This window comes from Cryobacterium sp. TMT3-29-2 (assembly GCF_004564305.1).
Lineage (GTDB): Bacteria > Actinomycetota > Actinomycetes > Actinomycetales > Microbacteriaceae > Cryobacterium > Cryobacterium sinapicolor.
The window spans coordinates 36132-61665 of the sequence record NZ_SOGK01000008.1; the positions used below are offsets into that span (position 1 = coordinate 36132).

Annotated in this window: 18 protein-coding genes; 8 read left to right on the top strand and 10 right to left on the bottom strand. The window is 69.6% G+C overall.

All coding sequences use genetic code 11. The features are described 5' to 3' along the window. The first annotated feature begins 101 nt into the window (after positions 1–101). A complete protein-coding gene (locus E3O67_RS00555; protein WP_134427722.1) occupies positions 102–626 on the top strand; it encodes a flavodoxin domain-containing protein in 525 nt (174 codons plus the stop codon). Here the strand turns inward: E3O67_RS00555 and E3O67_RS00560 are convergent. Beyond that, on the bottom strand, positions 623–3760 hold the full coding sequence (locus E3O67_RS00560; RefSeq protein ID WP_167726392.1) for a DEAD/DEAH box helicase: 3138 nt from the start codon (positions 3758–3760) through the stop codon (positions 623–625). The two genes, E3O67_RS00555 and E3O67_RS00560, sit on opposite strands and share 4 nt — an antisense overlap. A 158-nt stretch (positions 3761–3918) precedes the next feature. After that, complete coding sequence (locus E3O67_RS00570) at positions 3919–6078, bottom strand: S9 family peptidase (protein WP_134427718.1); 2160 nt, start codon at positions 6076–6078, stop codon at positions 3919–3921. Between the two features lie 66 nt (positions 6079–6144). Here E3O67_RS00570 and E3O67_RS00575 point away from each other — a divergent pair, with 66 nt between their 5' ends. Next, on the top strand, positions 6145–6843 hold the full coding sequence (locus E3O67_RS00575; RefSeq protein ID WP_134427716.1) for an HAD-IA family hydrolase: 699 nt from the start codon (positions 6145–6147) through the stop codon (positions 6841–6843). A gap of 15 nt (positions 6844–6858) precedes the next feature. Here E3O67_RS00575 and E3O67_RS00580 read toward each other — a convergent pair whose 3' ends face one another. Further along, positions 6859–7245, bottom strand: a complete 387-nt coding sequence (locus E3O67_RS00580) for a VOC family protein (protein ID WP_134427714.1) — start codon at positions 7243–7245, stop codon at positions 6859–6861. 40 nt (positions 7246–7285) lie between these two features. On the opposite strand from E3O67_RS00580, the gene E3O67_RS00585 reads away from it, so the two are divergent. The 3 genes from E3O67_RS00585 to E3O67_RS00595 all read left to right on the top strand — a co-directional run bounded on the left by E3O67_RS00585 (position 7286) and on the right by E3O67_RS00595 (position 11163). Further along, entirely contained in the window at positions 7286–8590 is a 1305-nt protein-coding gene (locus E3O67_RS00585) for an LCP family protein (protein ID WP_167726394.1), read from the top strand. An 84-nt stretch (positions 8591–8674) separates the two neighbouring features. Further along, positions 8675–9481 carry a tryptophan-rich sensory protein gene (locus E3O67_RS00590; protein WP_135101398.1) on the top strand — a complete coding sequence of 269 codons (807 nt, stop codon included), beginning with the start codon at positions 8675–8677 and terminating at the stop codon, positions 9479–9481. After that, entirely contained in the window at positions 9478–11163 is a 1686-nt protein-coding gene (locus E3O67_RS00595) for an MFS transporter (RefSeq protein WP_134427708.1), read from the top strand. The genes E3O67_RS00590 and E3O67_RS00595 overlap by 4 nt, the downstream gene beginning before the upstream one ends. A 478-nt stretch (positions 11164–11641) precedes the next feature. Here the strand turns inward: E3O67_RS00595 and E3O67_RS00600 are convergent, their stop codons facing one another. Continuing rightward, a complete protein-coding gene (locus tag E3O67_RS00600) occupies positions 11642–12634 on the bottom strand; it encodes an FHA domain-containing protein (RefSeq protein WP_174776773.1) in 993 nt (330 codons plus the stop codon). Positions 12635–12636: 2 nt separating this feature from the next. Next, a complete protein-coding gene (locus E3O67_RS00605; protein ID WP_174776774.1) occupies positions 12637–12900 on the bottom strand; it encodes a hypothetical protein in 264 nt (87 codons plus the stop codon). Between the two features lie 272 nt (positions 12901–13172). Here E3O67_RS00605 and E3O67_RS00610 point away from each other — a divergent pair, with 272 nt between their 5' ends. Continuing rightward, positions 13173–16754, top strand: coding sequence for a TM0106 family RecB-like putative nuclease (locus E3O67_RS00610; RefSeq protein ID WP_135101400.1), 3582 nt, complete (start codon positions 13173–13175; stop codon positions 16752–16754). Between the two features lie 67 nt (positions 16755–16821). Here the strand turns inward: E3O67_RS00610 and E3O67_RS00615 are convergent, their stop codons facing one another. The 5 genes from E3O67_RS00615 to E3O67_RS00635 all read right to left on the bottom strand — a co-directional run bounded on the left by E3O67_RS00615 (position 16822) and on the right by E3O67_RS00635 (position 22714). Further along, positions 16822–17100 (bottom strand): HPr family phosphocarrier protein, encoded by a 279-nt coding sequence (locus E3O67_RS00615; protein WP_134427704.1) that lies wholly within the window; start codon positions 17098–17100, stop codon positions 16822–16824. A 74-nt stretch (positions 17101–17174) separates the two neighbouring features. After that, the gene (gene ptsP / locus E3O67_RS00620; RefSeq protein WP_134427702.1) at positions 17175–18860 is read right to left on the bottom strand and encodes a phosphoenolpyruvate--protein phosphotransferase; all 1686 of its coding nucleotides are present in this window, start codon (positions 18858–18860) and stop codon (positions 17175–17177) included. 91 nt (positions 18861–18951) lie between these two features. Continuing rightward, positions 18952–20961 (bottom strand): fructose-specific PTS transporter subunit EIIC, encoded by a 2010-nt coding sequence (locus tag E3O67_RS00625; RefSeq protein ID WP_135101402.1) that lies wholly within the window; start codon positions 20959–20961, stop codon positions 18952–18954. Then, positions 20958–21929 carry a 1-phosphofructokinase family hexose kinase gene (locus tag E3O67_RS00630; RefSeq protein ID WP_135101404.1) on the bottom strand — a complete coding sequence of 324 codons (972 nt, stop codon included), beginning with the start codon at positions 21927–21929 and terminating at the stop codon, positions 20958–20960. The genes E3O67_RS00625 and E3O67_RS00630 overlap by 4 nt, the downstream gene beginning before the upstream one ends. Next, positions 21926–22714: a DeoR/GlpR family DNA-binding transcription regulator gene (locus tag E3O67_RS00635; protein ID WP_134427696.1), complete on the bottom strand. Its 789-nt coding sequence runs from the start codon at positions 22712–22714 to the stop codon at positions 21926–21928. The genes E3O67_RS00630 and E3O67_RS00635 overlap by 4 nt, the downstream gene beginning before the upstream one ends. A 157-nt stretch (positions 22715–22871) precedes the next feature. Between E3O67_RS00635 and E3O67_RS00640 the strand changes: the two genes are divergently transcribed. Continuing rightward, positions 22872–24107: an exonuclease SbcCD subunit D gene (locus E3O67_RS00640; protein ID WP_135101406.1), complete on the top strand. Its 1236-nt coding sequence runs from the start codon at positions 22872–22874 to the stop codon at positions 24105–24107. Beyond that, on the top strand, positions 24104–25534 hold a 1431-nt coding region (locus E3O67_RS00645), incomplete at its 3' end, for an AAA family ATPase (protein ID WP_135101408.1). The genes E3O67_RS00640 and E3O67_RS00645, both read left to right, overlap by 4 nt.

Sequence of the window (25534 nt, forward strand, 5' to 3'; positions counted from 1 at the left end):
TGAATCAACCCTTCCGCGCAAATGGGGGTGAAGATCTGTTCTGGGGTGACCCTCGCACCGCCATACGATTGATCTGCAGGACCGACGAGTTGGAGGCAATCATGACGACACTGGTGGGGTTTTCGAGCAAGTACGGCGCCACCGAGGGAATCGCGGAGCGCATCGCCCGCAAACTGCGGGAGGCCGGTCAGGATGCCGTGGCCCGACCGGTCGCATCCGTTGACCAGGTCGACGAGTACGACGCCTTCGTGATCGGCAGTTCCGCCTACATGGGATCGTGGCGTAAGGAGGCGACCCATTTCGTCCGGCGCCACGAGGACGTGATCAGGGCGCATCCGGTGTGGCTGTTCAGCAGTGGGCCGTTGGGCACCGCGGGGAAGGACGCCCTGGGCCGGGATCTGCGGAAGGAGAGCGAGCCAAAGCAGTTCGAGGAGTTCGGCCAATCGCTCCAGCCGCGCGGAATGCAGGTGTTCTTCGGTGCGCTCGACGCCTCCGTGCTCGGCCGCCGGGACAAGCTGGTGCGGCGCATCCCAAGCGGCCTCGAACTGCTGCCCGAAGGCGACTTCCGCGACTGGCCCGCGATCGACGAGTGGGCGGCGGAGATCGCCCGGGAGCTGTCCGCCTAACGCTCCAGCAGGCTGCGGATGTCCTCGGCCGTGAGAGTGTCGCTGAACCCGGGCGCGTCCGCTTCGGCTGCGCCCAGCACCCGGTCGAACAGCACGGCCTTCTGCCTCTGCAGGGCCATCACCTTCTCCTCGATGGTGCCGGTGGCGACCAGGCGGTAGACCATCACGTTCTTCGTCTGGCCGATGCGGTGGGTGCGGTCGATCGCCTGCGTCTCGGTGGCCGGGTTCCACCACGGGTCGAGCAGGAAGACGTAGTCGGCCTCGGTGAGGGTGAGGCCGAACCCCCCGGCCTTCAGGCTGATCAGGAACACCGGTTCGGCGCCCGTCCTGAACCGGTCGATCACCTCGGACCGGCGCAGGGTCGACCCGTCGAGGTAACTATAGGGGATGCCGAGTTTGTCCAGCCGCGCGGCCGCCTTCTTCAGGAACGACGTGAACTGGCTGAAGACGAGGGCACGGTGGCCCTCGGCGACGACGTCACCGAGCTGTCCGAAGAGGGCGTCGAGTTTGCTGGACGGCACCCCGGCGTACTTCTCGTCGACCAGCGACGGGTCCAGGCTGAGCAGCCGCAGCAGGGTCAGCGAGCGGAACACGATGAACCGGTTCGTGTCGAGGTCGTCGATCAGCCCGAACAGCTTCTGCCGTTCGCGCTGCAGGAACGTGTCGTAGAGCGCGCGGTGCCGGGGGTTCAGCTCGATCGCGAGCACCTGCTCCTGCTTGGGCGGCAGCTCGGGGGCGACGACCTCCTTGGTGCGACGCAGCAACAACGGGCGGATGCGCCGCCGCAGCCGGGGGAGCACCTCGGGGGTGTCGTCGCGCGCGGCCGGGCGCACGTACTCCTCCGTGAAACGCCGGAGGGACGGGAACAGTCCCGGCGCCACGATCGCGAACAGGGCGTGCAACTCGAGCAGGCTGTTCTCCATCGGCGTGCCCGTGATCGCCAGCTTGAACGGCGTCGTCAGGTCGCGGGCGCACTGGTGCACCCGGGTGGCGCGGTTCTTCACGAACTGCGCCTCGTCCAGGATCAAGCCGGCCCAGCCGTGCGCCTGGTAGGCCTCGAAGTCGAGACGGAACAGCGTGTAGGAGGTGACGACGACGTCGGCGCCGGCCGCGGCATCCGTCAGCGGGATGCCGCCGGCCGCCTCGGTGGCCGTGACCACCCGCACATCGAGCCCGGGTGTGAAGCGGGCGGCCTCGGATCGCCAGGTGGCAACGACGGATGTCGGGGCCACGACCAGGAACGGCCGCCGGTCGGGCTGCCCGGTGGGCTCGGGCTGCTCGGTGGGCTCGGGCTGCTCGGTGGGCTCGGTCGGCTGCGTGGTGGCGTGCGCCAGCAGTGCCAGCGTCTGCAGGGTCTTGCCGAGGCCCATGTCGTCGGCGAGGATGCCACCCAGCCGCTGCTGCCAGAGGAAGGCCAGCCAGGTGAAGCCCTGCTCCTGGTAGGGGCGCAGGGTGGCGTGCACGGAGGCCGGTAGCGGGGTCGGCCGGGCAAGATCGGCATCCTCGGCCAGCGCGATCAGTCCGGACACGGCCGCCCGCCACGCCACCGCTTGCTCGGTGTCGTCGGCGAGGTCCTCGAAGTCGCTCCAGAGGGCGGCCTGGTAGCGGCTGATGCGCAGGCCGGTGTCCCATTCCTGCAGGGCGCGGGCCTCGGTGATCAGCTCGTGCAGGCGCTCGAACGCCGGCTGCCGCAGCGAGAGATAGCTGTTGTCGACCAGCAGCAGCTTCGTCTGCCCCTTCGCGAGGGCCTTGAACAGCGGGCCGAACGGCACGCTCCGGCCACCGATTGTGACGAGCACGCCCAGGTCGAACCAGTCCCGCTGGTCCGTTTCGACCGTGGTGATGGTGAGCTCGGGCGTCTCGGTCAGCTCGCGGTAGTCGGGCCGGGTGCCGCGGATGTCCACGCGCAGGCCGGTCAGCCCCTCCAGTCGCGGAAGCACCCGCTCGGTGACCTCGGCCGCGTCGACGCCGTGCAGGGTGACGGCAGCCGGGGCCGGACCCATGCCGGTGTGGCCGGCCTCCTCGACCAGACGCGTGACCCGCTCCTGGATGACCCGCTCGGCCGGCTCGTCCCGGAATCCGGTCGGCGCCGGGAACGGAAACGGGAGCAGGGGCAGCTGCCTCACCAGGGCACCCTCGCGGTACTCCCAGTGCCAGTGCAGCTCCAGCGCCTGCTTCGGCCGGAACCGGGCGGTGAGCACGAGCCGAGGCAGGTCGGCCTGGGGGAAGTGCACGGAGCCATCCGTGCTCGTCACCGGCAGGGTGCGGCGCAGGGCCGGATAGAAGTCGGTCAGGAACTCGGCGGTCTCTGCGGCGGGCACGAGAACCGTGCCGGGCGCGCCGAGCAGCCGGCGCTGCTCGGCGCTGAGCGGGCCGTCGGCGGCCGGGGCCAGGGTGAACACCGGGCGCGGTCCGAGGGCGTAGCCGTAAACCCCGTGGCTGCCGATCGCCCCGGCCTGCTCGGGCGGATGCGGGGTGCCGTCGATCAGGAGGCGGGTGGTCAGGAGCAGACCCGCGGCATCCGTGCCGGCGTCGAGGCTGACCTGGGCCCCACGGCCCACGGTGACCGTGGAACCCTTCTTGCTACCCACCAGACGCAGCCCCAGGGTCTCGGCCTCGTCGAAGAGGGACCAGAGCAGGGGGCTGGCGAAATCGTCAAGGTAGAGCCAATCGGTTTCCTGGCTGGTGTAGACGCCCCGCACGGCCCGGTGCAGGGCGAGGACTTCGCTCAGCCAGCGGTGGTGCTCGACGTTCAGGTTCAGGCGGTTGCGGTGGAAGGCCAGCTGATTCCAGGAACCGGGCGTGTGCACCAGGTTGCCGCGGGCGCTCCGGCTGACCGGGCGCACCCCCAGGCGGATCTCGCCCTGCCCGGGGCGCACGCTCGTGACCGGACGGGCCGTCGCGCCCCGCCAGCGGTCGCTCGTGCGGGGAGTCAGCTCGCGCAGCTCGAACTGGAGCCCCATCGGTACGGGGGGTTCGGAGTCGCCCCCCGGCCCGCTGTTCCCGGCCGGCCCGGTGTCGCCACCCGGTCCGGTGCTGCCACCCGGTCCGGTGTTCCCGGCCGGCCCGCCGGGCGCCGATCCCGCGACCCGTTTCCAGTCCGCCCGCGCCGGGGGAGACCCGGCGTCAGACATGGCTCCATGCTCTCATGGGGGCGGCGCCGGTCGGGCACCGCGTCCGGTCTAGAACCAATTCGACGGAGATTCTGAGCGAATAGGGCTGTTTCGGCCCGTTTAGGGGCGGTTTGGGCAGAATCTCCGTCGAATTCGTTTGGGCGAGCGGTGACACTCGGCTACGCGGCGGTGACCGCGGTTTCGCCCGACGGATGCGCCCGCGCCGCATCGATGATCCAGGCGAAGTCGAAGGCCGTCTCGCGCCAGCGGCTGTACCGGCCGGACACCCCGCCATGGCCTGCCGACATCTCGGTCTTCAGCAGAACATCCGCTCCCACTTCGCGCAGCCGGGCCACCCATTTGGCCGGTTCGACGTAGAGCACCCGGGTGTCGTTGAGACTGGTCACGGCGAGCATCCGCGGGTAGTGCGTGTCGCGCACGTTCTCAACGGGGGAGTAGCCCCGCATATAGGCGTACACCTCGGCATCGTGCAGCGGGTCGCCCCACTCGTCCCACTCGATCACGGTCAGCGGTAACGACGGGTCCAGGATCGACGTCAGCGCGTCGACGAACGGCACCCCGGCGAGGATGCCCGCGAACAGCTCGGGCGCCAGGTTCGCCACGGCCCCCATCAGTAGTCCGCCCGCGCTTCGACCCTCGGCGACGAGCCGGTCGGGGGTGCTGTAGCCCTGGTCGATCAGGTGCCGGGCGCAGTCGATGAAGTCCGTGAAGCTGTTGCGCTTGTGCAGCTTCTTACCGTTCTCGTACCAGAGCCGGCCCAGCTCGCCGCCGCCGCGCACGTGGGCGATCGCGAAGATCATGCCGCGGTCGAGCAGGCTGAGCCGGGCGATGCTGAATGACGGGTCGATGCTGATCTCGTAGGAGCCGTAGCCGTACAGCAGGGTCGGGGCAGGGTCTCCCGGGGTGACCAGGTCGCGCCGGTAGACCAGGGAGATCGGGATGCGCGTGCCGTCGGCCGCGGTGGCCCACTCGCGGCGCTGCTCGAACAGGCTCGGGTCGTAGCGGCCGAGCACGGGCTGCTGCTTGAGCAGGCGGCGCTCGCCGGTGGCGACCACGTGCTCGTAGACCGTCGACGGGGTGACGAAGCTGGTGTAGCCGAGACGGATGGTCGGCGTCTCCCACTCGGGATTGGCCGACGTGCCGACGGAGTACAGCGGTTCCTCGAAGGCGAGCTCGACGAAATCGAGCGCCTCATCGGCCGCCTCGGCACTCACGGCCACGCGGGTGAGTCCGTCCCGCCGGTATTCGGCCACCACGAAGTCGCGGAACGCGTCGACGCTCTCCAGGCGTACGGCCGGATCGTGTGGCAGCAGTGTCCGCTTCGCGCCCTGCGGGTCGGCGGCGGCGACGCTGACCAGCTCGAAGTTGACCGCGTGGTCGTTGTGCACGATCAGCAGGCGGTCCTCGCCGCCGAGCACCGCGTGCTCCACGTCGTACTCGACGCCGTCCTGCCGCGGCCAGACCAGCGTGAACTCGCCGGTCGGGTCGGCGGCGTCGAGCAGGCGGGTCTCGGTGGTCACACTCGAACCGGCCTCGATCAGAAGGAACCGGCGGCTGCGGGTGAGGCCGATGCCCACCCAGAAACGCTCGTCGGGCTCGTGGAAGACCGACACGTCGGCGGCGGCCGCGGTGCCCACCTCGTGGCGCCACACGGTGTCGGGCCGCCAGGCGTCGTCCACGGTCGTGTAGAAGACGTAGCGGCCGCTCGGGTCGAACAGGGCACCCTCGCCGGTGTTCGGGATCTCGTCCGCGAGGTTCTCACCGGTCGCGATGGTGCGTACGCGCAGGGTGTAGCGCTCGTCGCCCTCGGTGTCGACGGCATAGAGCAGCCGGCTCTCGTCGACGCTCACATCGGTGCTGCCGAGCGAGTAGAACTCGTGGCCCGCCGCCTCGGCGTTGTCGTCGAGCACGATCTGCTCGCCCGGGAGACCGGCGAGCCCCGCGGACCCGCCGGTCTGCCCGGGGGTCTGCTCCGGCAGCACGGGCGGGGTCCAGTCGCCGGCTGCGGAGATCGGCGCACGGCAGTGGATGCCATAGGACTGCCCCTCGACCGTGCGGGTGTAGTACCACCACCGCCCCTGGCGCACCGGAACGCTGAGGTCGGTCTCCTGGGTGCGGCCCTTGATCTCCTCGAACACCTGCTCCTGCAGGAGGGACAGGTGCGCGGTGCGGGCATCCGTGAACGTGTTCTCGGCTTCGAGGTGGGCGATCACCTCAGGGCTGTCCTTGTCGCGCAGCCACTCGTAGTCGTCGGTGAACACGTCGTTGTGGAAGCTGCGCTGCTGTGGTTTCCGTGCCGCGCGGGGAGGAGTGGTCATGAGTCCCAGCGTAGTTCCGCGAGGGCGCAGACTTGAGTGACCAGCCCAGAGACGAACGGAACCACCATGACACAGCCCGGAACCACCCCGCTCGAGACCACTTTGACCGAGGCCCTGCAGGGACAGGTCTTCCAGGCGGTGCTCTTCGACATGGATGGCACCCTGGTCGACTCCACCCACGCCGTCCTCCGGTCCTGGCTGCGCTGGGGTGCCGAGGTCGGCCTCGGCCCGTCGTTCACCGGCCCCGAGCACGGGGTGCCGGCACGTCAGATGATCGCGACCCTGGTGGCCGAGGAGCTGGTCGAGACATCCGTCACCCGGCTCACCGAGTTCGAACTGGCCGACACGGATGGCGTCCGGATCCTGGCCGGCGCGGCCGAACTCATGGACAGCATCCCCGAGACCCGCCGGGCGATCGTCACGTCCTGCGCCCGGCACCTCTGCCTGGTGCGCCTGAACGCCGCCGGCTTCCCCGTGCCGTTGACGGTCGTCACGATCGACGACACCAGTCGCGGCAAGCCGTTCCCCGAGCCGTTCCTGCTGGCGGCCGAGCGTCTCGGCGTCGACCCGGCCCGCTGCGTCGTGGTCGAGGATGCCCCGGCCGGCCTCGCAGCCGCCCGCGCCGCCGGCTGCGCCACGATCGGGGTCGTCGGCACCCATCTGGCCGCCGACCTGGAGGCCGACCTGGTCGTCTCCGGCCTGGACCGCCTGCGCGTCTCCGTGCAGGACGACGGGGTGGTCTTCCACCTGGTCACGGAGCAGTAGCAGGCGCGCGCACTCTCAGCGTTCGTAGATCTCCAGCGGAAGCCCGTCGGGGTCGCGGAAGAAGAACATCGCTTTGCGGGTGTTCGGGTCCACCCGCAGTTCCTCGACCTTGACGTGCTTGCCGATCAGCTCCTCGCGCGCGGCGGGCACGTCGTCGACCTCGAACGCGAGGTGGCGCAGCCCCAGCGCCTCCGGGCCGCTCTTCCGTGGCGGGGTGTCGGGAAAGGAGAACAGTTCGATCAGGTAATGGCCGTTCAGGGTGAGTTTGCCCATCCAGGACCGGCGCTCGGCCCGGAAATATTCCGCCTCGAGCGTGCAGCCGAGAACGTCGAGGTAGAAGGCCTTGGACAGTTCGTAGTCGCTGGCGATAATGGCGATGTGGTGCACTCCGTTGATGCGCATGCGGCAGTTTCGCACACTCCAGGGGGCGGAGGAGGTCAGGATGGAACCGGATCGGCAACCGGGCGCACAGGTGTCCGCCCGGCACACATCCGGAACGGCCCAGCACCGGCGGCGCTCGCGCTGGCGCAGCGTGGGGCTGCCGGTCGCGAGGTTCACGCTGATCTCACTGGCGGTTCTGCTGGTCAGCGCGACGGCGCTGGCCACCGTGTTCGTCAATCAGGTGTCCCAGCGGGTGACCGGCAACGCCGTCGACATCTCCAACGGCCGCACGGACGGGGAGCAGGTGCGGGCGGCGCCGGCCGGAGTGCCGGAGTTCGACGGCGGCTTCACCATCCTGATGGTCGGCGTCGACAACGCCGGCAATCAGAGCGCGGCCTTTGGCTGGCGCGAATCCACCCTCAACGACGTGAACATCCTGCTGCACGTGGCTGACGACCACGAGAGCGCCGTGGTCGTCAGCTTCCCACGTGACCTCGTCATCCCGCAGCCGGCCTGCACGGATGCCGACACCGGCACCGTGTCCGCCGCCGCCTCGGCCCTGCCGATCAACGGGTCATTCGGTCGAGGTGGCCTCGGCTGCGTGGTCGACACGGTGCAGCGCCTCACCGGGCTTCCGATTCCGTATGCCGGGGTGATCTCCTTCGAGGGGACCGTCGCGATGGCCGACGCGGTCGGCGGCGTGCCGATCTGCCTCACCGAGGCCATCGATGACCCCTACACCGGGCTGGACCTCCCGGCCGGAGTCAGCGTGGTCTCCGGTCAGACCGCGCTGTCCTACCTGCGCAGCCGCCACGGCGTCGGCGACGGCAGCGACCTGGCCCGCATCTCCTCCCAGCAGGCCTACCTGTCCTCGCTGGTACGGGTGCTCGCCAGCGACTCCACGCTCACCGACCTGCCAAAACTCTCCGGGCTGGCCACCACGGCGGCCACGAACCTCCGGCTGTCCGAATCTCTCGCGGGAATTCCGACGATGGTGAGCATGGCCCTCGTGCTCAGGGAGATCGACCTCGACCGGCTGCTCTTCGTGCAGTACCCGGCGCTGCCGAACCCGGCCGACCTCGCCAAGCTCGTGCCGGATCCGGTGCTGGCCGGGCGACTCTTCACGAAGATCAGGGCCGGCGAGTCCTTCGCTCTCGCGCCCGGGTCACTCGGAGACAGCGTCGAGCCGACGCCCGGCACCGCCCTCGAGGGAGCCCCGGTCGCCGAGGCGACGCTACCCGCCACAGCGACAGCGACACCGACGCCCGTTCCCCCGAGCACGCCGGATCCCGGCCCCGAGGTGATCGAGGGGCTGCGCGGCCAGACGGCCGGCCAGCAGACCTGCTCGGTGGCGTACGGCGGCTGAACCGCGCACCGCGGTACCGGCTGCCGGCGTTCGGCGGCAGTGTTGCCGTCGGCTGATCAGCGAGCTGATCGCTAGGATGCTTAGATGAAAAAGAGCAGCGATATTCTTCGCCAAACGGTGGTGCTGGTGAGCGCGATCCTGGCCATCGTCGGATCATTCCTCGGATCGGGCGCCGCCGGCGGAACCCCGGTGCAGAACGCGTCGGGCGGTGCGCTCGCGGCCGACGCCACCCCGATCGCCCCCGACGGGCCGGCCTTCGGCATCTGGACCGTGATCTATCTCGGACTCATCGCCTACGCCATCTGGCAGTTCCTGCCGGCGCAGAAAACGGATGACCGTCAGCGCGCCCTGGGCTACCCGGTCGCCGCGTCGCTCATCCTGAACGCCGCCTGGATCCTGAGCATCCAGTTCGACCTGCTCTGGCTCAGCGTGCCGGTGATCGTGCTGCTGCTGGTCGTGCTGATCCGGGCGTTCCAGGTCACGCTCCGCTCCCGGCCCAGGAACCTGGTCGAGACGGTCGTCGCCGACGGCACCGTGGGCCTGTACCTCGGCTGGGTCGCCATCGCCACCGCCGCCAACGTCACCGCCGTGCTCGTCGCATCCGGGTTCGAGGGCTTCGGCCTCGGCGCCGACCTGTGGGCGGTTCTGATCATCGCCGTCGCCGGGCTGGTCGGCGTGTTCCTCGGGGTCTACGGCCATGGCCGCCTGGCCCCCGCCGCGTCCCTGTGCTGGGGGCTGGCCTGGGTGGCCGTGGCCCGGCTGACCGGCAACCTGCTCTCCACCCCCGCGGCGATCGCGGCGATCGTCGCCGTGGCCGCCATCCTGATAGTCACCATCACCGTGCGCGCGCGCACGGCCACATCGGACACCTCCCGAGTGTTCACCGCATGAGCCTGCCGCACACCCCCGGTGTCTCCGGTGTCACGGCTACACCGACCTCGGCACGGCGTCGCTGGGCCGGGCTCGTCTTCATCAGCGTTGCTGTCGCCCTGATCATCGTCGATTCCACGATCATCAACGTGGCCATCCCCTCGATCGTCGACGACCTGGCGATCACCTCCACCCAGGTGCAGTGGGTGCAGGAAAGCTACACCCTGGTCTTCGCCGCCCTGCTGCTGGTGTTCGGCACGCTCGCCGACCGGTTCGGCCGGAGGCGCATCCTGATTCTCGGCGTGATCGTGTTCGCCGCGTCCTCCGTGTTCGCCGCGCTCGCGCAGACGGGGGAGCTTTTGATTCTGGCGCGGCTGGTCCAGGGCGTCGGTGGAGCGATGGTGCTGCCCACCACGCTCTCGATCATCAACGCCACGTTCCGCGGCCGGGACCGTGGAATCGCGTTCGCGATCTGGGGCTCGACCATCGGCGGCATGGTGGCGGTCGGACCGCTGCTCGGCGGCTGGCTCACCACCTACTTCTCCTGGCGCTGGGCGTTCGGCATCAACGTGCCCCTGGGCATCATCATCGTCGTCGGTGTGTTGGTCTTCGTGCTCGAATCGAAGGATGCCGGCGAGCCGCGCCGCATCGACGTCGTCGGCGCGGTGCTCTCCGTGATCACCAGTGCGTCGCTGGTCTTCGGGCTGATCGAGGGGCGCACCTACGGCTGGTGGTTCACCAACAACCCGCCCACGGTGGGGGGCTGGACCTGGCCGCACGACATCTCGATCATCCCGTTCGTGTTCCTGGTCACCGCCGTCTCCGGCGTGGCCTTCATCTACTGGGGGCTCTACCGCCAGCGGGCCGGCAAGACCACCCTGCTCGCCTTCTCCCTCTTCACGATCCCTTCGTTCCGCAACGGCAACATCGCCGCCCTGATCGTCTCCCTCGGGGAGTTCGGCATTATCCTGTCGCTGCCGCTCTGGCTGCAGAACGTGCTCGGCTACGACGCACTGCAGACCGGGTTCGTGCTGCTCGCCCTGGCCCTCGGCTCCTTCGTGGCGAGCGGGGTGTCGGGTGCGTTCGGCAACAAGATCTCGCCCGAGACCATCGTGCGGTTCGGGATCCTCGCCGAGATCATCGGCGTCGCAGGCCTCGGCCTGGTCGTCACGGCACAGTCCAGCTGGCTCGTCGTGGTGCCGTTCCTGTTCGTCTACGGCATCGGCGTGGGCCTCGCGACCGCCCAGCTCACCGGCGTCGTGCTCAAGGATGTGCCGGTGGCGCAGAGCGGTCAGGGCTCCGGCACCTCCAGCACCGCCCGGCAGATCGGCTCGGCGCTCGGCATCGCGGTGCTCGGCACCGTGCTGTTCACCTCGGTGGGGGCGTCGCTCGACGCGAAACTGGCCGAGATTCCGGGGCTGCCCGCCGAGACCCAGAGTCAGATCGTGGACGCGGTCGTCGACAGCGCGGGTTCGGTGATCCCGTCGCTCGAGGAACAGAGCCCCGAGCTGGCGGATGCCGCCCGCGAGGCTTTCAGCGACGGTACCCGCTACTCGGCGTACGCCGCAGCCGGGTTCCTCGTGCTCGGCTTCCTGGCCACGCTGCGCCTGTCCGGCACCGCACCGCACGCGGAGCCCCGCCCCGAGGATGCCGCCCCCGGCGAGCGCATCCCGGCGGCACAGGCCTCGGGGGAGCCCGTCTAGCGGCGCGAGTCGGCACCGCCGCAGTCTTCCGTGGGTCAGGCCCGGCCGAGCCTGCGCGTGTGGCTAATTCAGGACATCCGTCGCCCGGGTTGAACGCCCCCGCGGACCAGTGCCGAGTCGGGGCGAATGTTCGGCCCGGTCGGACGAATCTCCTGAGTTAGCCACATCATCCGCCGGAACTGCAGCGACGCTCGCGCTGCCTCGCCTTGCCCTGCCTCGCCCTGCCCTGCCCTGCCTTGCCCTGCCTCGCCCGGCCTTGCCTTGCCTTGCACTCTGCTGCCACTGCTGCCCGAACGAATTCGACGGAGATTTTGCCCATAACCACCCCAAACAGCCCGCAAACCCGCTTTCTTCGCAGAATCTCCGTCGAATTCGTTCGACAACGGATGCGGCGCACGTGAAAGAAGCCGGCACACGTTTTACCGAGTGCCGGCTTCCACGGGGTGCGCCGCGAGTGGCGCCGCCCAGGTTGGGATCCCTAGATCTCGGAGTCGTCCACCGGCCCCGACTGCGCGGTCGTCGGCGCGGTGCCCCCGCTCGTGCCGCCCGCCCCGGCCGCGTTGGCCTCGCGCGCCTCCCGGGCCGCGCGGCGACTCGGTTGCGGTTTCTGCACGGAGAGTTCCCCGCCCACCCGACCGCCGTAGGGGCGACCGTGATCGGCGTACTCCTCGCGGAAGAAGGCCATCCGCCACGGACCCATTTCGATCCGGGCTCCGGTACGCAGGATCTGCCCGTCGCCGTCTCCCTGGCGGTAGTTCCGCTTGGCTCCGCCGGAGACCTCGCCGAGCGGATACAGAATGTACTCGTCGTTGTCGTCGTGGCGGATTTCGGCATGGAACGGTTGCAGACCGGCCAGCTGCAGGTCGGCATCCGGGGCCGAACCGATGGTGGTGATCGTCGGCAGCAGATCGAACTCGCGCGGCATCTGACCGTTCCAGTTCTCCGAGCCGATCACGAAAACCAGCCGGGGCCGGCCTGCCCCCGGTGTGTAGTGCGTCGTGGTCACCCGGCGACGGATGCGCCGGTCGAAGGTCGGCACCAACGGCAACAGGGTGCCCGGCGGCAACGGCAGGGTCAGGCCCGCCTTCGGTGCGGTACTGCGCCGCCGCAGGAGCGGAACCAGCGCGGCCCGGCTGCCGAGCGTAATGTGCGACGAACCGGTCAGCAGGCGCTGAATGACGGGTGCCTTGACGGCTCCCAGCCGGATGATCAGGCCGTCGGGGCCGGACACGGAGACGGTTAGGCCGCGTTCGGCCAGGGCACCGGCCAGGCCGCGGAGCTGCTTCAGCTTCATCGTGCTGGTGCGCACGAACATCTCGGGCTTGCTGGAGAAGATCTCGACGTCGAGGCCGCTGGCCGTGATTGTTCCGCCCATCTGCTCGGCGCCGGTCGCCTCCGTGGTGTCGCCCGGTGTGCCCGGCTCCGCGAGGGAGAACTCCAGGTCGATGTCCAGGCGGGTGGTGGGGCTCATGACTACTTGGTGAGCGGTTCGGTGCCGGAACCCTCGCTCGTGGTGACCCGCAGGGTGCCGTTCAGCTTCCAGGTGGCACGGGGGGCGTCGGGGCCGATGTCGCGAGGCACCTCCACGGTCATGTCGATGAAGCTGTAGTTGATGACGGCGCTTTTGCCGGTCAGGTAGGACCACATCTCCTTGCCGAGGTCGGTCCAGTCCTTGATGTTGTGGGCGTCGGGGCCGGTGGCGTTGGCAGTGGGTACGGGGTTCTGGCTGTCAGTCACGGTGTGTTCCTTCTCGCTTGGTTGCAGGGAAACGGCACTCGGTCGTCGCACATCGGGCCGGATGATCGGCCAGAATCGGATCAGCATCGAACCGCGTCGCAGAAGCCGAGTGGTGCCTCGTCCGCCGCGTGTAGGGCAACCCTAGTTGAGTGCGGCGGCCGGGGGAAGAGTCCGCTTCCCCGGGTTTGCGTCGGTGGTCTCGGATAGCCTCGAAACATCCGTGACCAGCGCTTCCGTCCTCGGTTCGGCGTTTTCGGAAAGAGGAGATCCACGTGTTCCTGACAGACTCTGCCACCGTTGTCTACTCAGCGAGTGACCTCAGCGCCGCGGCCGCCTGCGAGTGGGCATTCCTTCGCCGGCTCGACGCGAAACTGGGGCGCATCGACGCCGCCCCGGCGACCGAAGACGCCATGCTCCGGCGAACCGCCGAGCTGGGTGACGTCCACGAGCTGCGGATGCTCGAACACCTGCGCGCGACCCGCACCGTCGTCGAGATCGAACGTGGTGCCCTTGGAGACCTGGAGACCGCCACTGCGCAGAGCGAGACGGCCCTGCGTGCGGGCGCCGAGGTGGTGTTCCAGGCCGCCTTCTTCGACGGGAGGTTCCTGGGCTACGCGGACTTCATCATCCGCACCGCGGAGGACGACCAGAGCCAGCAGCAGGACCAGGCCGCGACCTACGAGGCCGCGAACTATGAGGGCCCAACCTACGAGGTCTATGACACGAAGCTGGCGCGCTCGGCGAAGATCACGGCGCTGCTGCAGCTGGCGGCGTACAGCGACCAGTTGCAGCGGATGGGCATCCCCACCGGTCCGAACGTGCACCTCCTGCTGGGCGACGGCCGCACGAGCTCGCACCGGCTGCAGGACATCCTGCCGGTCTACCGCGCCCGGCGGGCCCGGCTCGAACGGCTGGTCGACGAGCGTCTGGCTGACCCCGAGGCCACCCCGTGGGGTGACCCCCGCTACGCCGCCTGCGGCCGCTGCGACCTGTGCGAGGAGCAGGTGCAGCGGCACCGAGACGTGCTCCTGGTGGCGAACCTGCGGCTCAGCCAGCGCGCCCGGCTGCGCGCCGCGGGCGTGCGCTCTATCGACGACCTCGCAGCGCGGCACGAGACCGTACCCGGCCTGTCCGACGCCACGCTGGGCACCCTGCAGGGGCAGGCCCGGCTGCAGATCGCACCGCGGGGCCCCGGCCGACCCCTGAACTGGGAGATCATCGACCCGGCCGTCCTCGCGTCGCTGCCCGTGGCCGACGCCGGCGACATCTTCTTCGACTTCGAGGGCGATCCGCTGTATCAGGAGAGTGGCGGCCAGGAGGGTGGCAGTGGCAACGGACAGTGGGGGCTCGACTACCTGTTCGGGCTGGTCGAACCGGACGATACCTTCCGCACCTTCTGGGCGCACGACCACGCCGGGGAACGCCAGGCTTTGATCGACTTCCTGGAGTACGTTCGGGAGCGCCGTTCGCGGCATCCGGGGCTCCACATCTACCACTACGCCCCCTATGAGCGCACCCACCTGCTCGGCCTTGCCGCCCGGCACGGGGTCGGCGAGGAGGTGATCGACGACCTGCTGCGCCAGAACGTGCTCGTGGACCTCTACCCGATCGTGCGCCAGGGGCTGCGGATCGGCAGCCGCAGCTACTCGCTGAAGAAGCTCGAACCGCTCTACATGGGCCTTACGGAACGTGAGGGCGTGGCCAACGCCGCCGACTCGATCACCGAATACGTGCGCTCGCGCGCCCTGCTGGCCGCCGGGCTGACGGATGCCGCAGAGCAGATTCTGCATGACATCGCCCGGTACAACGCGTACGACTGCCGCTCCACCCTGCGTCTGCGGGACTGGCTGCTGGCGCGCGCGGCCGAGCAGCCGAGCGGCGCCTCGTCACCGGCGACCCTGGTCGGCGTGGCATTACCGGTGCGGGAACCGGACCCGGTCTACCTCGAACTGTGCGCGCTGCTCGCCGACGTTCCCCCGGCCGAGCGCACCGCCGACCAGACCGCACTCGCCCTCGCCTCAGCGGCGATCGACTACCACCGGCGGGAGCAGAAATCGTTCTGGTGGGACCACTACAGCCGCCTGGGCGCGCCCGTCGACGAGTGGGCGGACACCCGGGACGTGTTCGTCGTCGAGAGAGCGACCGTGCACCTGGGCTGGCACCGGGAGGGCCGCCAGGCGCTCGACCGCCGGGTGCTGCGCCTGGCCGGGGCACTCGCGCCGGGCAGTTCGCTCAAGGTCGGGCAGCAGCCGTTCCTGCTCTACGACCGTCCCTACCCGCCGATCAGCCGCAGCGACGCCCCCGGCGCGCGCACCGCGCACAACAAGGCGACCATCATCGATGTGATCGACGAGTCGGTCTATTTGGTCGAGGAGGTGCTCGAACGCGATGCGCCCACCCACCGGGAACTGCCGATCGCCCTCACCCCCGGCACTCCGCCGCCTGCCGGCACTCAGGTGGGCGCGATCTCGGAATGGGGTCGTGCCGTGCTCTCCCGATGGCCGGAACCGCTGCCGGACGCGGCCTTCGACCTGCTGCGCCGACGCCCGCCCCGGCTGCTCGCGGCAAGCGGGCTGGTCCCGCCTCGGCTGCTCGGCGCGAGCGGGCCGGCGCAGCCCCTGCCGCAGCCCGGCGACGGCGATGTGCGCAGCGCCATCCGGGACACCCTGCTCGTGCTCGACCGGTCCTACCTCGCGGTGCAGGGCCCGCCCGGAACCGGCAAGACCTTCGTCGGCTCGAGGGTGATCGCCGACCTCGTGGTGCGGCACGGCTGGCGCATCGGCGTGGTCGCGCAATCGCATGCGGCGGTCGAGAACATGCTCCGGGCCGTGCTGGCCGCGGGCGTCGACGCCGGTCTGGAGCCCGCGCAGGTCGGCAAGAAGGCGAAGAAGGGCGACGAGAAGAAGCCGGTGCCGTGGACTCTGCTCGATACCAAGACCTTCGCGCGGTTCACCGGCCAGTCCGGCGGCTGGGTGCTCGGCGGCACCGCCTGGGACTTCAGCAACGCCGACCGGGTGCCGCGGGGCTCCCTCGACCTGCTCGTGATCGACGAGGCCGGCCAGTTCTCCCTCGCCAGCACCATCGCAGCTGCCGTCGCGGCCGAACGCCTGCTGCTGCTCGGCGACCCGCAACAGCTGCCCCAGGTCAGCCAGGGCACGCACCCCGAACCGGTCGACGGCTCGGCGCTCGGCTGGCTCAGCGACGGACACCAGGTGCTCCCGCCGGAATTCGGCTACTTCCTGAAGACCAGCTGGCGCATGCATCCGAGCGTGTGCGCCCCGGTGTCGGCACTGTCCTACGAGGGTCGGCTGCACTCGCACCCCTCCGACCGCCACCTTGAGGGCGTGGAACCGGGGCGGCACCCGGTGCCGGTGCCGCACCGATTCAACTCCACCTCGTCGGTGGAGGAGGCCGAAGCCGTTCTCGCACTGGTGACCGATCTGCTCGGCCGACCCTGGACATCCGATGGCCGGAGCGCTCCGCTGGCCCAGGACGACGTGATCGTGGTGGCACCCTACAATGCGCAGGTCGAGTTGCTGCGCCGCCGCCTCGCCCAGGCCGGCCTGGGCGACGTGCCCGTGGGCACGGTGGACAAGTTCCAGGGCAGGGAGGCGGCGGTCGCCGTGATCTCGATGGCCGCCTCCGCGGCGGAGGACGTTCCGCGCGGCCTCGAGTTCCTGCTCCTGGCGAACCGGCTCAACGTGGCCGTCTCCCGCGCCCAGTGGGCGGCCTGGCTGGTGTACTCGCCGGCCCTGACCGAGACGCTGCCGCCCCGGGTGGAGACCCTGGCCCAGCTGAGCGCGTTCATCACCCTGGTCACGCCCGTCGCACCCGAGCGCACGACGGGAGCCTGAGTACGCGAAAAGGCACCCCCACTCCGGTGTGTTCCACGCGGACTGAGGGTGCCTTCGGTCGGTGTCGCTACTCGGCGTCGAGGTCCGTTTCGAGGATCTTGACGAGGGAGTCGAGAGCAGCGTCGGCTCCGTCGCCCTCGGCACGCAGCACAACGACGTCGCCGTTGGCGGCGCCCAGGCTCATCAGCGACAGGATGCTCGAGGCATCCATTGCGTCTTCGGCCGGGTCGGTCTCGAGGGAGATGGTGACCTCGAGGGGCAGCTCGCCGACGGCCGCGGCGAAGATGGACGCGGGGCGGGCGTGCAGGCCGACACGGCTCGCGATGGTGGCTTTACGTTCGGACATGGTTCCTCCTAATTAGTGCCCGGCGACGGGGTGGCTCGCCGGTGATGATGCGATGCGACGTCAATCCGAAGCGGCTAGAGTCCCAGCTCTTCAAGTATGGGCAATTCGGCGCGCACGCGGGTACGCGCTTCGTCCGAATTGCGTGCCGAAACGGCGATCTGGGCGAGTTCACGAGCCCGCTCGAGCGTCACGGACTTCAGCACGGCACCCACGGCGGACATTGACCGGGCCGTCATGGACAGGGTGTTGACGCCCAACCCGACGAGAACTACCGCGAGAACCGGGTCGGCAGCGGCTTCACCGCAGACACCGACGGGCTTGTTGTGACCCTCGGCGATGGACCCGGCGACGGTGAGCTGGATCAGCTGCAGCACGGCCGGCTGCCACGGGGAGTTCAGCGCGGCGAGAGTGCCGAGCTGACGGTCGGCGGCCATCGTGTACTGGGTCAGGTCGTTCGTGCCGAGGCTGACGAATTCGGCTTCGGTCAGGATGCTCGCCGAGCGGAGCGCCGCGGAGGGAACCTCCACCATGACGCCGGGGGTCTTCAGCCCGGCGACGCGGCACATGGCGGCGAAGTCGGCGGCCTCGTCGACCGTGGCGATCATCGGTGCCATCACCCAGACCACGGCGGTGGAGGCCGCCGCGGCGGTCGCGATGGCCGTGAGCTGGCGCTTGAGCACGCCGGGGCTGGTCAGGTCAGTGCGGTAACCGCGAACGCCGAGCGACGGGTTGGGCTCGGTGCTGTCGGTGAGGAACGGCAGTGGCTTGTCGGCGCCGGCGTCGAGCGTGCGCACGACGACCTTCTTGCCGGGGAACGCGTCGAACACGCCGCGGTAGGCCACGACCTGCTCGTCGATGGTGGGCTCGGTGTCGCGCTCGAGGAAGCAGAACTCGGTGCGGAGCAGTCCGACGCCCTCGGCGCCGGCTGCCGCGGCCTTGACCGCGTCGGCGGCCCCGCCCACGTTGGCCAGCAGCGGAACGAGGTGGCCGTCGGCGGTGGTGCCGGTGCCGTCGAACACGGACAGGCTGGCCGCGACGTGCTCCCACGCCGTGACGGCGGTGCGCTGTTCGTCGCCGGGGTCAACCTGGAGGGTGCCGGCGGCGCCGTCCACGTAGACCTCGGTGCCGTCGGTGAGGGCGTCGACGCCGACGGCGGCGACGACGGCCGGCAGGCCGAGGGCGCGGGCGATGATCGCGGTGTGCGACTGCGGTCCGCCGCCGCTGGTGACCAGGGCGAGGACCTTGTTCGGGTCGAGGGTGGCGGTGTCGGCCGGGGCGAGGTCCTCGGCCACGAGAACGAAGGGCTCATCGGACTGGGGGATGCCGGGGGCGGTGACGCCGCGCAGCTCGGCGACGATCCGGGCCCGAACGTCGAGGACATCCGTGGCCCGCTCCGCCATGTAACCGCCGAGGTTGTGCAGCATCTCGGCGACGGATGCGCCGGACTCCCAGATCGCGCGTTCGGCGGATGTTCCGGTGACGATTAATTTAACTGCGGCCTTTATCAGCATCGGGTCGGTGGCCATCAATGCGGTGGCCTCCAGAACCGATTTGCTGGCGCCGGTGGCCGCTTCGGCCCGGCGCTGAAGCTCGGTCTGCACCACCTTGGAGGCTGTCCGTAGCTCCGCCGTCGCGGCTTCGGGCGTTGTCGCCGCTGTAAGGCGTTCACCGGCCGGGGGTTCGCTGATTGGTTTGGGCATCTGGCGAACGGATCCGATGATCCGGCCGGGGCTCACGCCTACACCAGTGAAATTCTGCACGGGACAACCTCTATTCTTGCGCAGCAGAAATACTGCGCTATCGATGCTACGCGTCGGCCGCCCCGAATCTCTCGGGGCGGCCGACGTGCGGTTAAGCGTTGACCAGGGCGGGCGCTGTTGCGTCCGCGACGACCAACGGTGTCTTCCGAGCGTAACGCTTCAGCGTGATCACCAGGAGTGCCGAGATGACGGTACCGATCGCGATCGCCAGGGCGAAGAGAAGGAAGCTGTCGATGGCGAAGAAGACGAACATTCCGCCGTGCGGGGCCTTGGACGTGACACCCCAGGCCATCGAGAGAGCACCCGTGACGCCGGCGCCGACCATAGAGGCCGGGATCACCCGGAACACGTCCGCGGCAGCGAACGGGATGGCGCCTTCGGAGATGAACGACGCACCCAGCAGCCAGGCGGCCTTGCCGTTCTCGCGCTCGGCGACCGTGAACAGGCGGCGGTCGAGCACCGTGGCCAAAGCCATGGCGAGCGGCGGAACCATGCCGGCGGCCATGACCGCGGCCATGATCTCCCACGGAGCCTGGTTGGCGAGGGTGGCCGTGCCGAGGCCCGCGACGGCGAAGGCGTAGGCAACCTTGTTGACCGGTCCACCGAGGTCGAAGCCCATCATGAGGCCCAGGATCAGGCCGAGCAGGATGGCGGAGGCGCCGGTCATGCCGGAGAGCCACTCGTTCAGGGCGGTGGTCAGCAGCGCGATGGGGCCGCCGAGAACCAGGAACATCAGGCCCGAGGCGACGATCGACGCGACCAGGGGGATGATGACGACGGGCATCAGGCTGCGGAGCCAGCGCGGAACGTCGAGCTTCGCGAAGCTGGCGGCTGCCAGGCCGGCCAGAAGACCACCGGCGATGCCGCCGAGGAAGCCGGCACCCATGAACCCGGCGACGGCACCGGCGACGAAACCGGGGGCGATTCCGGGGCGGTCGGCGATCGCGTAGGCGATGTAACCGGCCAGGGCCGGAACCAGGAAGCCCATCGACAGGGCACCGATCTTGAAGAAGACGGCTCCCAGGTAGGTGAGCATGCCACCTTCCGGCAGGTTGAACGGGCTGTTCTGCAGGGTGACCGTGTCGGCGACCTCGGTGATCTCGTAGCCTCCGAGGAGGAAACCGAGGGCGATCAGCAGACCTCCACCGGCGACGAACGGGATCATGTAGCTGACGCCCGTGAGCAGGGCGCGCCTGACCTTCTGGCCGAAGTGCTCGCTGGTCTCCGCTGCTTCGGCCGCACCGACGGTTCCGCCGACGCGGCGGGCGTTGGGGTTCTGGGCCGCAGCCAGCGCATCCTGGATGAGCTTGGCCGGTTCGTCGATGCCGCGCTTGACGGGCACCTGGATGACGGGCTTGCCGGCGAAGCGCTCGCGACCGCGAACGTCGACGTCGACGGCGAAGATGACGGCGTCGGCCGCGGCGATGACGGCCGGGTCGAGCATCGTCAGGCCGGCCGAGCCCTGGGTCTCGACCTGCAGGTCGACGCCGGCGGCCTTGGCCGCGGCGGCGAGGGATTCGGCAGCCATGTAGGTGTGCGCGATGCCGGTCGGGCAGGCGGTCACGGCGACGATGCGCTTGGTGCCCACGGATGTTGCGGACGGCGTGCTGCCGACGTGGGCGCCGGCGACGCCGCCCGCGGCCTCGGGCACCGGGGAGACGACGCTGGTGACCAGTTCGACGATTTCGGCCTGGGTCTTCGCGGCGCGCAGCGCCGCGGTGAAAGGTGCCTTCATCAGCGAGCGGGCCAGCTTGGCCAGGATCTTAAGGTGTTCCTGGTCCGCGCCCTCGGGGGCGGCGATCAGGAAGACGAGGTCCGCAGGACCATCTGCGGCGCCGAAATCGACCGGGGAGGTCAGTCGGGCCAACGCCAGCGTCGGCTCCGTCACGGCTGCCGAACGGCAATGCGGGATGGCTAGGCCACCGGGGATGCCGGTGGCCGTCTTCGCCTCGCGGGCGAGGGCATCCGCGTAGAGGCTCTCGATCTCGGTGGCGCGGCCGGCTCCGACGACGAGCTCGGCAAGATGCCGGATCACGCTCGAGGGTGCGGCTCCGAGGTTCATATCCAGAGCGACAAGCTCCGGGGTGATCAGTGAACTCACTGGACATCCTCCTTTGGATGGGTGTTGAGCAACGTCAGGGTGACGTCGCCCGGTCTCGTTTGACGCAGTGCCGGAACGGTTGATCCGGGCAGGGAAGCGGCTGCAGCCCCGTGGGCTGCGGCCTGGCGCAGGGAGTCCGGGGCGGAGCCGCCGGCGATGCTGCTGAGCAGGTAGCCGGCCAGGGAGGAATCGCCGGCTCCGACGGTGCTGCGGGCGACGATCGGTGGCGTCTGGGCAAGCCAGGCGCCGTCTTTGGTCACCAGCACGGCGCCCTTGGAACCGAGGGTGGCCAGCACGGCACCGACGCCGGCGGCGACGAGCCGCTCGGCGGCGCGGGCCACGAGCACCGGATGACCCTCGAGGCTGTCCGGGTCGGGGATGCCGGTGAGCTCGGCCAGCTCTTCCGCGTTGGGCTTGATCAGGTCCGGCCCGGCAGTGACGGCTGCGGCGAGGGGCGCGCCGGACGAGTCGACGGCCACCCGGGGGGCGTTCGCGCCGAACCGGCTGCGAAGCTCCCGGGTGATGTCGGCGTAGAAGTCGACGGGGACGCCGGGCGGCAGCGAGCCGGCCAGAACGAGCCAGCTGGCACCCTCCGCCTTCTGCAGCACGAGTTCGATCAGCTGGGTCTGCTGGGCGGCGCTCAGCACCGGGCCGGGCACGTTCACCTTGGTGGTGGTGCCGTCGGCCTCGGTCAGCGCGATGTTGCTGCGGATCGCGGCGCCGATCGGCATGCCGAGGTGGGGCACCCCCGCGGCCCGGAGGGCCACCAGGACGGGGTCTTGCTCGTCGCCGGGGAGGATGGCGAGGCTCAGGACGTCCGAGGCTTCGAGGGCCCGGACGATGTTCACGCCCTTGCCGCCCGGCTCTTCGCGGGACGACCCGGCGCGCTGCACTTCGCCGCGGGCCAATGGGGCGCCCAGCTCGATGGTGCGGTCCAGGCTCGGATTCGGGGTAAGCGTAATGATCACGCGATCACAACCTCAACGTCGGCCGCGGCCAGGGCTGCGGCAAGTTCATTTGATGGGAGGGCGTCCGTGATCAGCACGTCGATGTCGCCCAGGGCCGCGAAGCGGATCAGGGTTTCCTTGTCGAGCTTGGAGGAATCGGCCAGTGCCACAACCCGACGGGCCGAACGGACGATGGCTGTCTTCACGGCGGATTCGACGGCATCCGGAGTGCTGAAACCGAACTCGGCGTGAACGCCGTTGGCTCCGACGAACGCGATGTCGGGCCGCAGTGCATCGAGCTGGCTGATGGTGCTGGGACCCACGACGGCGCGGGTGAGGCCACGCACACGTCCGCCGAGGATGTACAACGAGACGGCGTCGTTGCCGGCGAGCTTGGTGGCGATCGGCACCGCGTTGGTGATGACCAGGAGCTCGTCACCGGGGGCAGCCGGGGTCCAGTCGAGCAGGAGGTCGGCGAGCAGTTCGGTGGTGGTGCCGGCATCCAGCAGGACGGACCCGGTCTGGCTCGCGGGAATCATGGCGAGGGCGGCGGCCGCGATGCGCTGCTTCTCGTCGTGGTGCTGCGTCTGGCGCTCTTCGAGGCTGAGCTCGGACATGCTCTGCCGGTCGAAGGCAACAGCGCCGCCGTGCACCCGGCGCAGCTGACGGGAACCCTCGAGACTGTCGAGGTCGCGGCGCACCGTTTCGGGGGTGACGTCGAACCGGGAGGCGAGATCGCTGACCGTGACCCGGTTCGAGCTGCTGACCAGATCGACGATCAGGGCCTGGCGTTCCTCGGCGAACATGGCGACCTCCTCGACGCTGAGTGGCCGAAACCACGAATTTGTAGAATACGAAAATGCTACCTGTGTTTGTCTTTGTTTGTCAAGCAAAACAAAGACAAACACAGAACGCCGTGCCGGGTGCGGTTCGGTGTCGGCGGTCGGCGATAGCGTGTTCAGCATGAAGATCCTGCACACGTCTGACTGGCACATCGGGCGCACCTTCCACACGCATCCGACCCTGGGTCACCTGCGGAAGGTTCTCGATGCGCTGGTGGAAGTGGTGCGGCAGCGTCAGATCGACGTGGTGGCGGTCGCCGGCGACATCTTCGACTCGGCAATGCCGTCGGCGGAGAGCTACACGCTGCTCGCGTCGGTGCTGCGGGAGATCCGCCAGGCCGGGGCGACGGTGGTGATGACCAGCGGCAACCACGACTCGGCCACCCGCCTGGGTTTCCAGTCGGAGTGGGCAGCCCTCGCGGGCGTCCACGTGCTGACCCGGCCGGAGCAGGTGCTCGAGCCGGTCACCGTGCCCGACCGGCACGGGCCCGTTCACTTCTACGGCATCCCCTATCTGGAGCCGGCGCTGGTGCGTCACCTTGGATCTTTCACGGGGCCTTCGGGCGAACCGCTGAAGACGCACGAGCAGGTGCTCACCTTCGTGATGCAGCGCATCCGCGACGACCTGGCCGCCCGCGGCGGGCGATCGGTGGTGCTCAGCCACTGCTTCGCGGCGGGAGTGCCCGCCGCCGCGGCGACCGATGCCGTGCGGGACATCACCGCGGGGGGCCTCGACCTGGTGCCCGTATCGGTGTTCACCGGAGCGGAGTTCACTGGAGCGGAGTTCACTGGAGCGGAGTTCACTGGAGCGGATTTCACTGGACCGGACTACGTCGCCCTCGGCCATATCCACGGCCGGGCCCGGCTCACGGACCGGGTGCGCTACTCGGGCGCACCCCTGCACTATTCCTTCTCGGAGGCCGGCAAGCCGCGGGGCTGCTGGCTGGTCGAGCTCCAGGCCGGCCCCGCCGCCGAGATCGAATGGATCGACCTTCCGGTTCCGCGCCGGCTCAGCGTGCTCACCGGAGAGATCGAGCAGCTCCTGACCGATGACGCCTACGCGGAGTTCGAGCCCGACTGGGTGTCGGCGGTCCTGACCGATCAGATGCGGCCTCTCGACGGCATCCGGCGGCTGCAGAGACGATTCCCGCACTGCGTCACGCTGGAGCATCGCCCCGAGATCGTCGCCGACCCGGATGCCGCCAGCTACGGAGACCGCATCAACCGCCAGACCGACCGCGAGATTGTCGCCGGATTCCTCGAGTTTGTGCGCAACGGGGTCGGCCAGACCGAGTTCGAGCGAGACCTGGTGGCGGAGCTTCTGACCGAGGGTGACCTGAAGGAGATCAGCCGATGAAGATCAAACGCCTGCGGATCGCCGGATTCGGCCCCTATAAGAACGAGCAGGTGATCGACTTCGAGCGTTTCGACGCCGACGGAATCTTCCTGATCACCGGCAAGACCGGTGCGGGCAAGTCCAGCATCCTCGACGCCGTCTGCTTCGCCCTCTACGGCAGCGTGCCGCGCTACGAGGGAACGGAGTCCCCGCTGCGCAGTGACCACTGCGAACCGGGAGATCCCACCTTCGTGGAGCTGGAATTCGCTCTCGACGAGAACGACTACCGCATCTACCGCACACCCAAGTACGAGAAGAAGAAGAAGCGCGGCTCGGGGACGACCATGTCCCCGCCCGACGCGCGCCTCGACATCCGTGACCAGGCGGTCCGTGACCCGCACGACGAACCGGGCGCCTCGGGCGGGTGGCGCAGCGTGGCGACCCGTCCGGTCGACGTCGGGCACGAGCTCAGCCGCATCCTGCCGCTCAAGCAGGACCAATTCCTGCAGGTGGTCCTGCTGGCCCAGAACCGGTTTCAGCGCTTTCTGCTGGCCAAGACCGACGACCGGCGAGGGGTGCTGCGCACGCTCTTCGGCACGGCCCGGTTCGAGCAGCTCGAACTCGCGCTGATCAACCGGCGCAAGTCGCTCGACGATGAGTTGGAATCCGTGCGCCGCCACCTGGCCGGCCTGGCGGACACCGCGTCCCGGCAATTGCAGCGCGACGAACCGCCAGGCAACGCGTCGGCCGACGCGCCCGGCACTCGCGACCGGTCCTGGTTCGCCGCCGCCCTGGCGCAGCTGGAGGGGCTGCTGACCGATGCTGCGGAGGGAGCCGAACGGGCCACGTCCGCGCTGACCCTGGCCACCATCACCGTGCAGGACCAGGAAGACCTGCGCAGCCGGCAGGGCCGCCGCAACGACGCCTACTCGGCACTGGCCGTTCTCGATGCCCGGCGGGAGAAGGTCGCCCTCGACCGAGCGGCCGTTCTCGGCGCGAACCGGGCGTCCCGCGTCTGGCCGGCGCTCCGCACGCGGGTCGAGGCAGAGAAAGTGCTCCGGCAGGCCCTGGCCGGCGAGGTGCACGCGCGAGATGCCTGGCGCGAGTACCAGGACGACCCGAACCTGGTGGAAACGACCGAGAGCCTCAACGCCGTCACCGAGGACCTCCTGGGCCAGCTGGGGTCGTTGAACGACGTGCTCGACGCCGAACGACTGCTGCCCGGCATTGAGGCCGACATCGTGACGCTGCAGGAGGAGGTCGCGCTGCACGCGGCAGCCATCGACCAGACCCGGACGCTCCTGCGTGAGCTGCCGGACCGGCTGGACGAGGTCGACCGGGACCTCGCCGCGGCGACGCTGGCGGCGGCCCGTGAGCCCGAGGCGCGCGACCAGGCAGAGCGGCTGCGCGTGGCGCAGGCCGCGGCCGGCCAGGTGCGGCGGTTCGAC

Excerpts from the sequence above, each read along its gene's own strand:
- E3O67_RS00555 (WP_134427722.1), top strand. The coding sequence starts at position 102 with ATGACGACACTGGTGGGGTTTTCGAGCAAGTACGGCGCCACCGAGGGA.
- E3O67_RS00560 (WP_167726392.1), bottom strand. The coding sequence starts at position 3,760 with ATGTCTGACGCCGGGTCTCCCCCGGCGCGGGCGGACTGGAAACGGGTC.
- E3O67_RS00570 (WP_134427718.1), bottom strand. The coding sequence starts at position 6,078 with ATGACCACTCCTCCCCGCGCGGCACGGAAACCACAGCAGCGCAGCTTC.
- E3O67_RS00575 (WP_134427716.1), top strand. The coding sequence starts at position 6,145 with ATGACACAGCCCGGAACCACCCCGCTCGAGACCACTTTGACCGAGGCC.
- E3O67_RS00580 (WP_134427714.1), bottom strand. The coding sequence starts at position 7,245 with ATGCGCATCAACGGAGTGCACCACATCGCCATTATCGCCAGCGACTAC.
- E3O67_RS00585 (WP_167726394.1), top strand. The coding sequence starts at position 7,286 with ATGGAACCGGATCGGCAACCGGGCGCACAGGTGTCCGCCCGGCACACA.
- E3O67_RS00590 (WP_135101398.1), top strand. The coding sequence starts at position 8,675 with ATGAAAAAGAGCAGCGATATTCTTCGCCAAACGGTGGTGCTGGTGAGC.
- E3O67_RS00595 (WP_134427708.1), top strand. The coding sequence starts at position 9,478 with ATGAGCCTGCCGCACACCCCCGGTGTCTCCGGTGTCACGGCTACACCG.
- E3O67_RS00600 (WP_174776773.1), bottom strand. The coding sequence starts at position 12,634 with ATGAGCCCCACCACCCGCCTGGACATCGACCTGGAGTTCTCCCTCGCG.
- E3O67_RS00615 (WP_134427704.1), bottom strand. The coding sequence starts at position 17,100 with ATGTCCGAACGTAAAGCCACCATCGCGAGCCGTGTCGGCCTGCACGCC.
- E3O67_RS00635 (WP_134427696.1), bottom strand. The coding sequence starts at position 22,714 with ATGTTCGCCGAGGAACGCCAGGCCCTGATCGTCGATCTGGTCAGCAGC.
- E3O67_RS00640 (WP_135101406.1), top strand. The coding sequence starts at position 22,872 with ATGAAGATCCTGCACACGTCTGACTGGCACATCGGGCGCACCTTCCAC.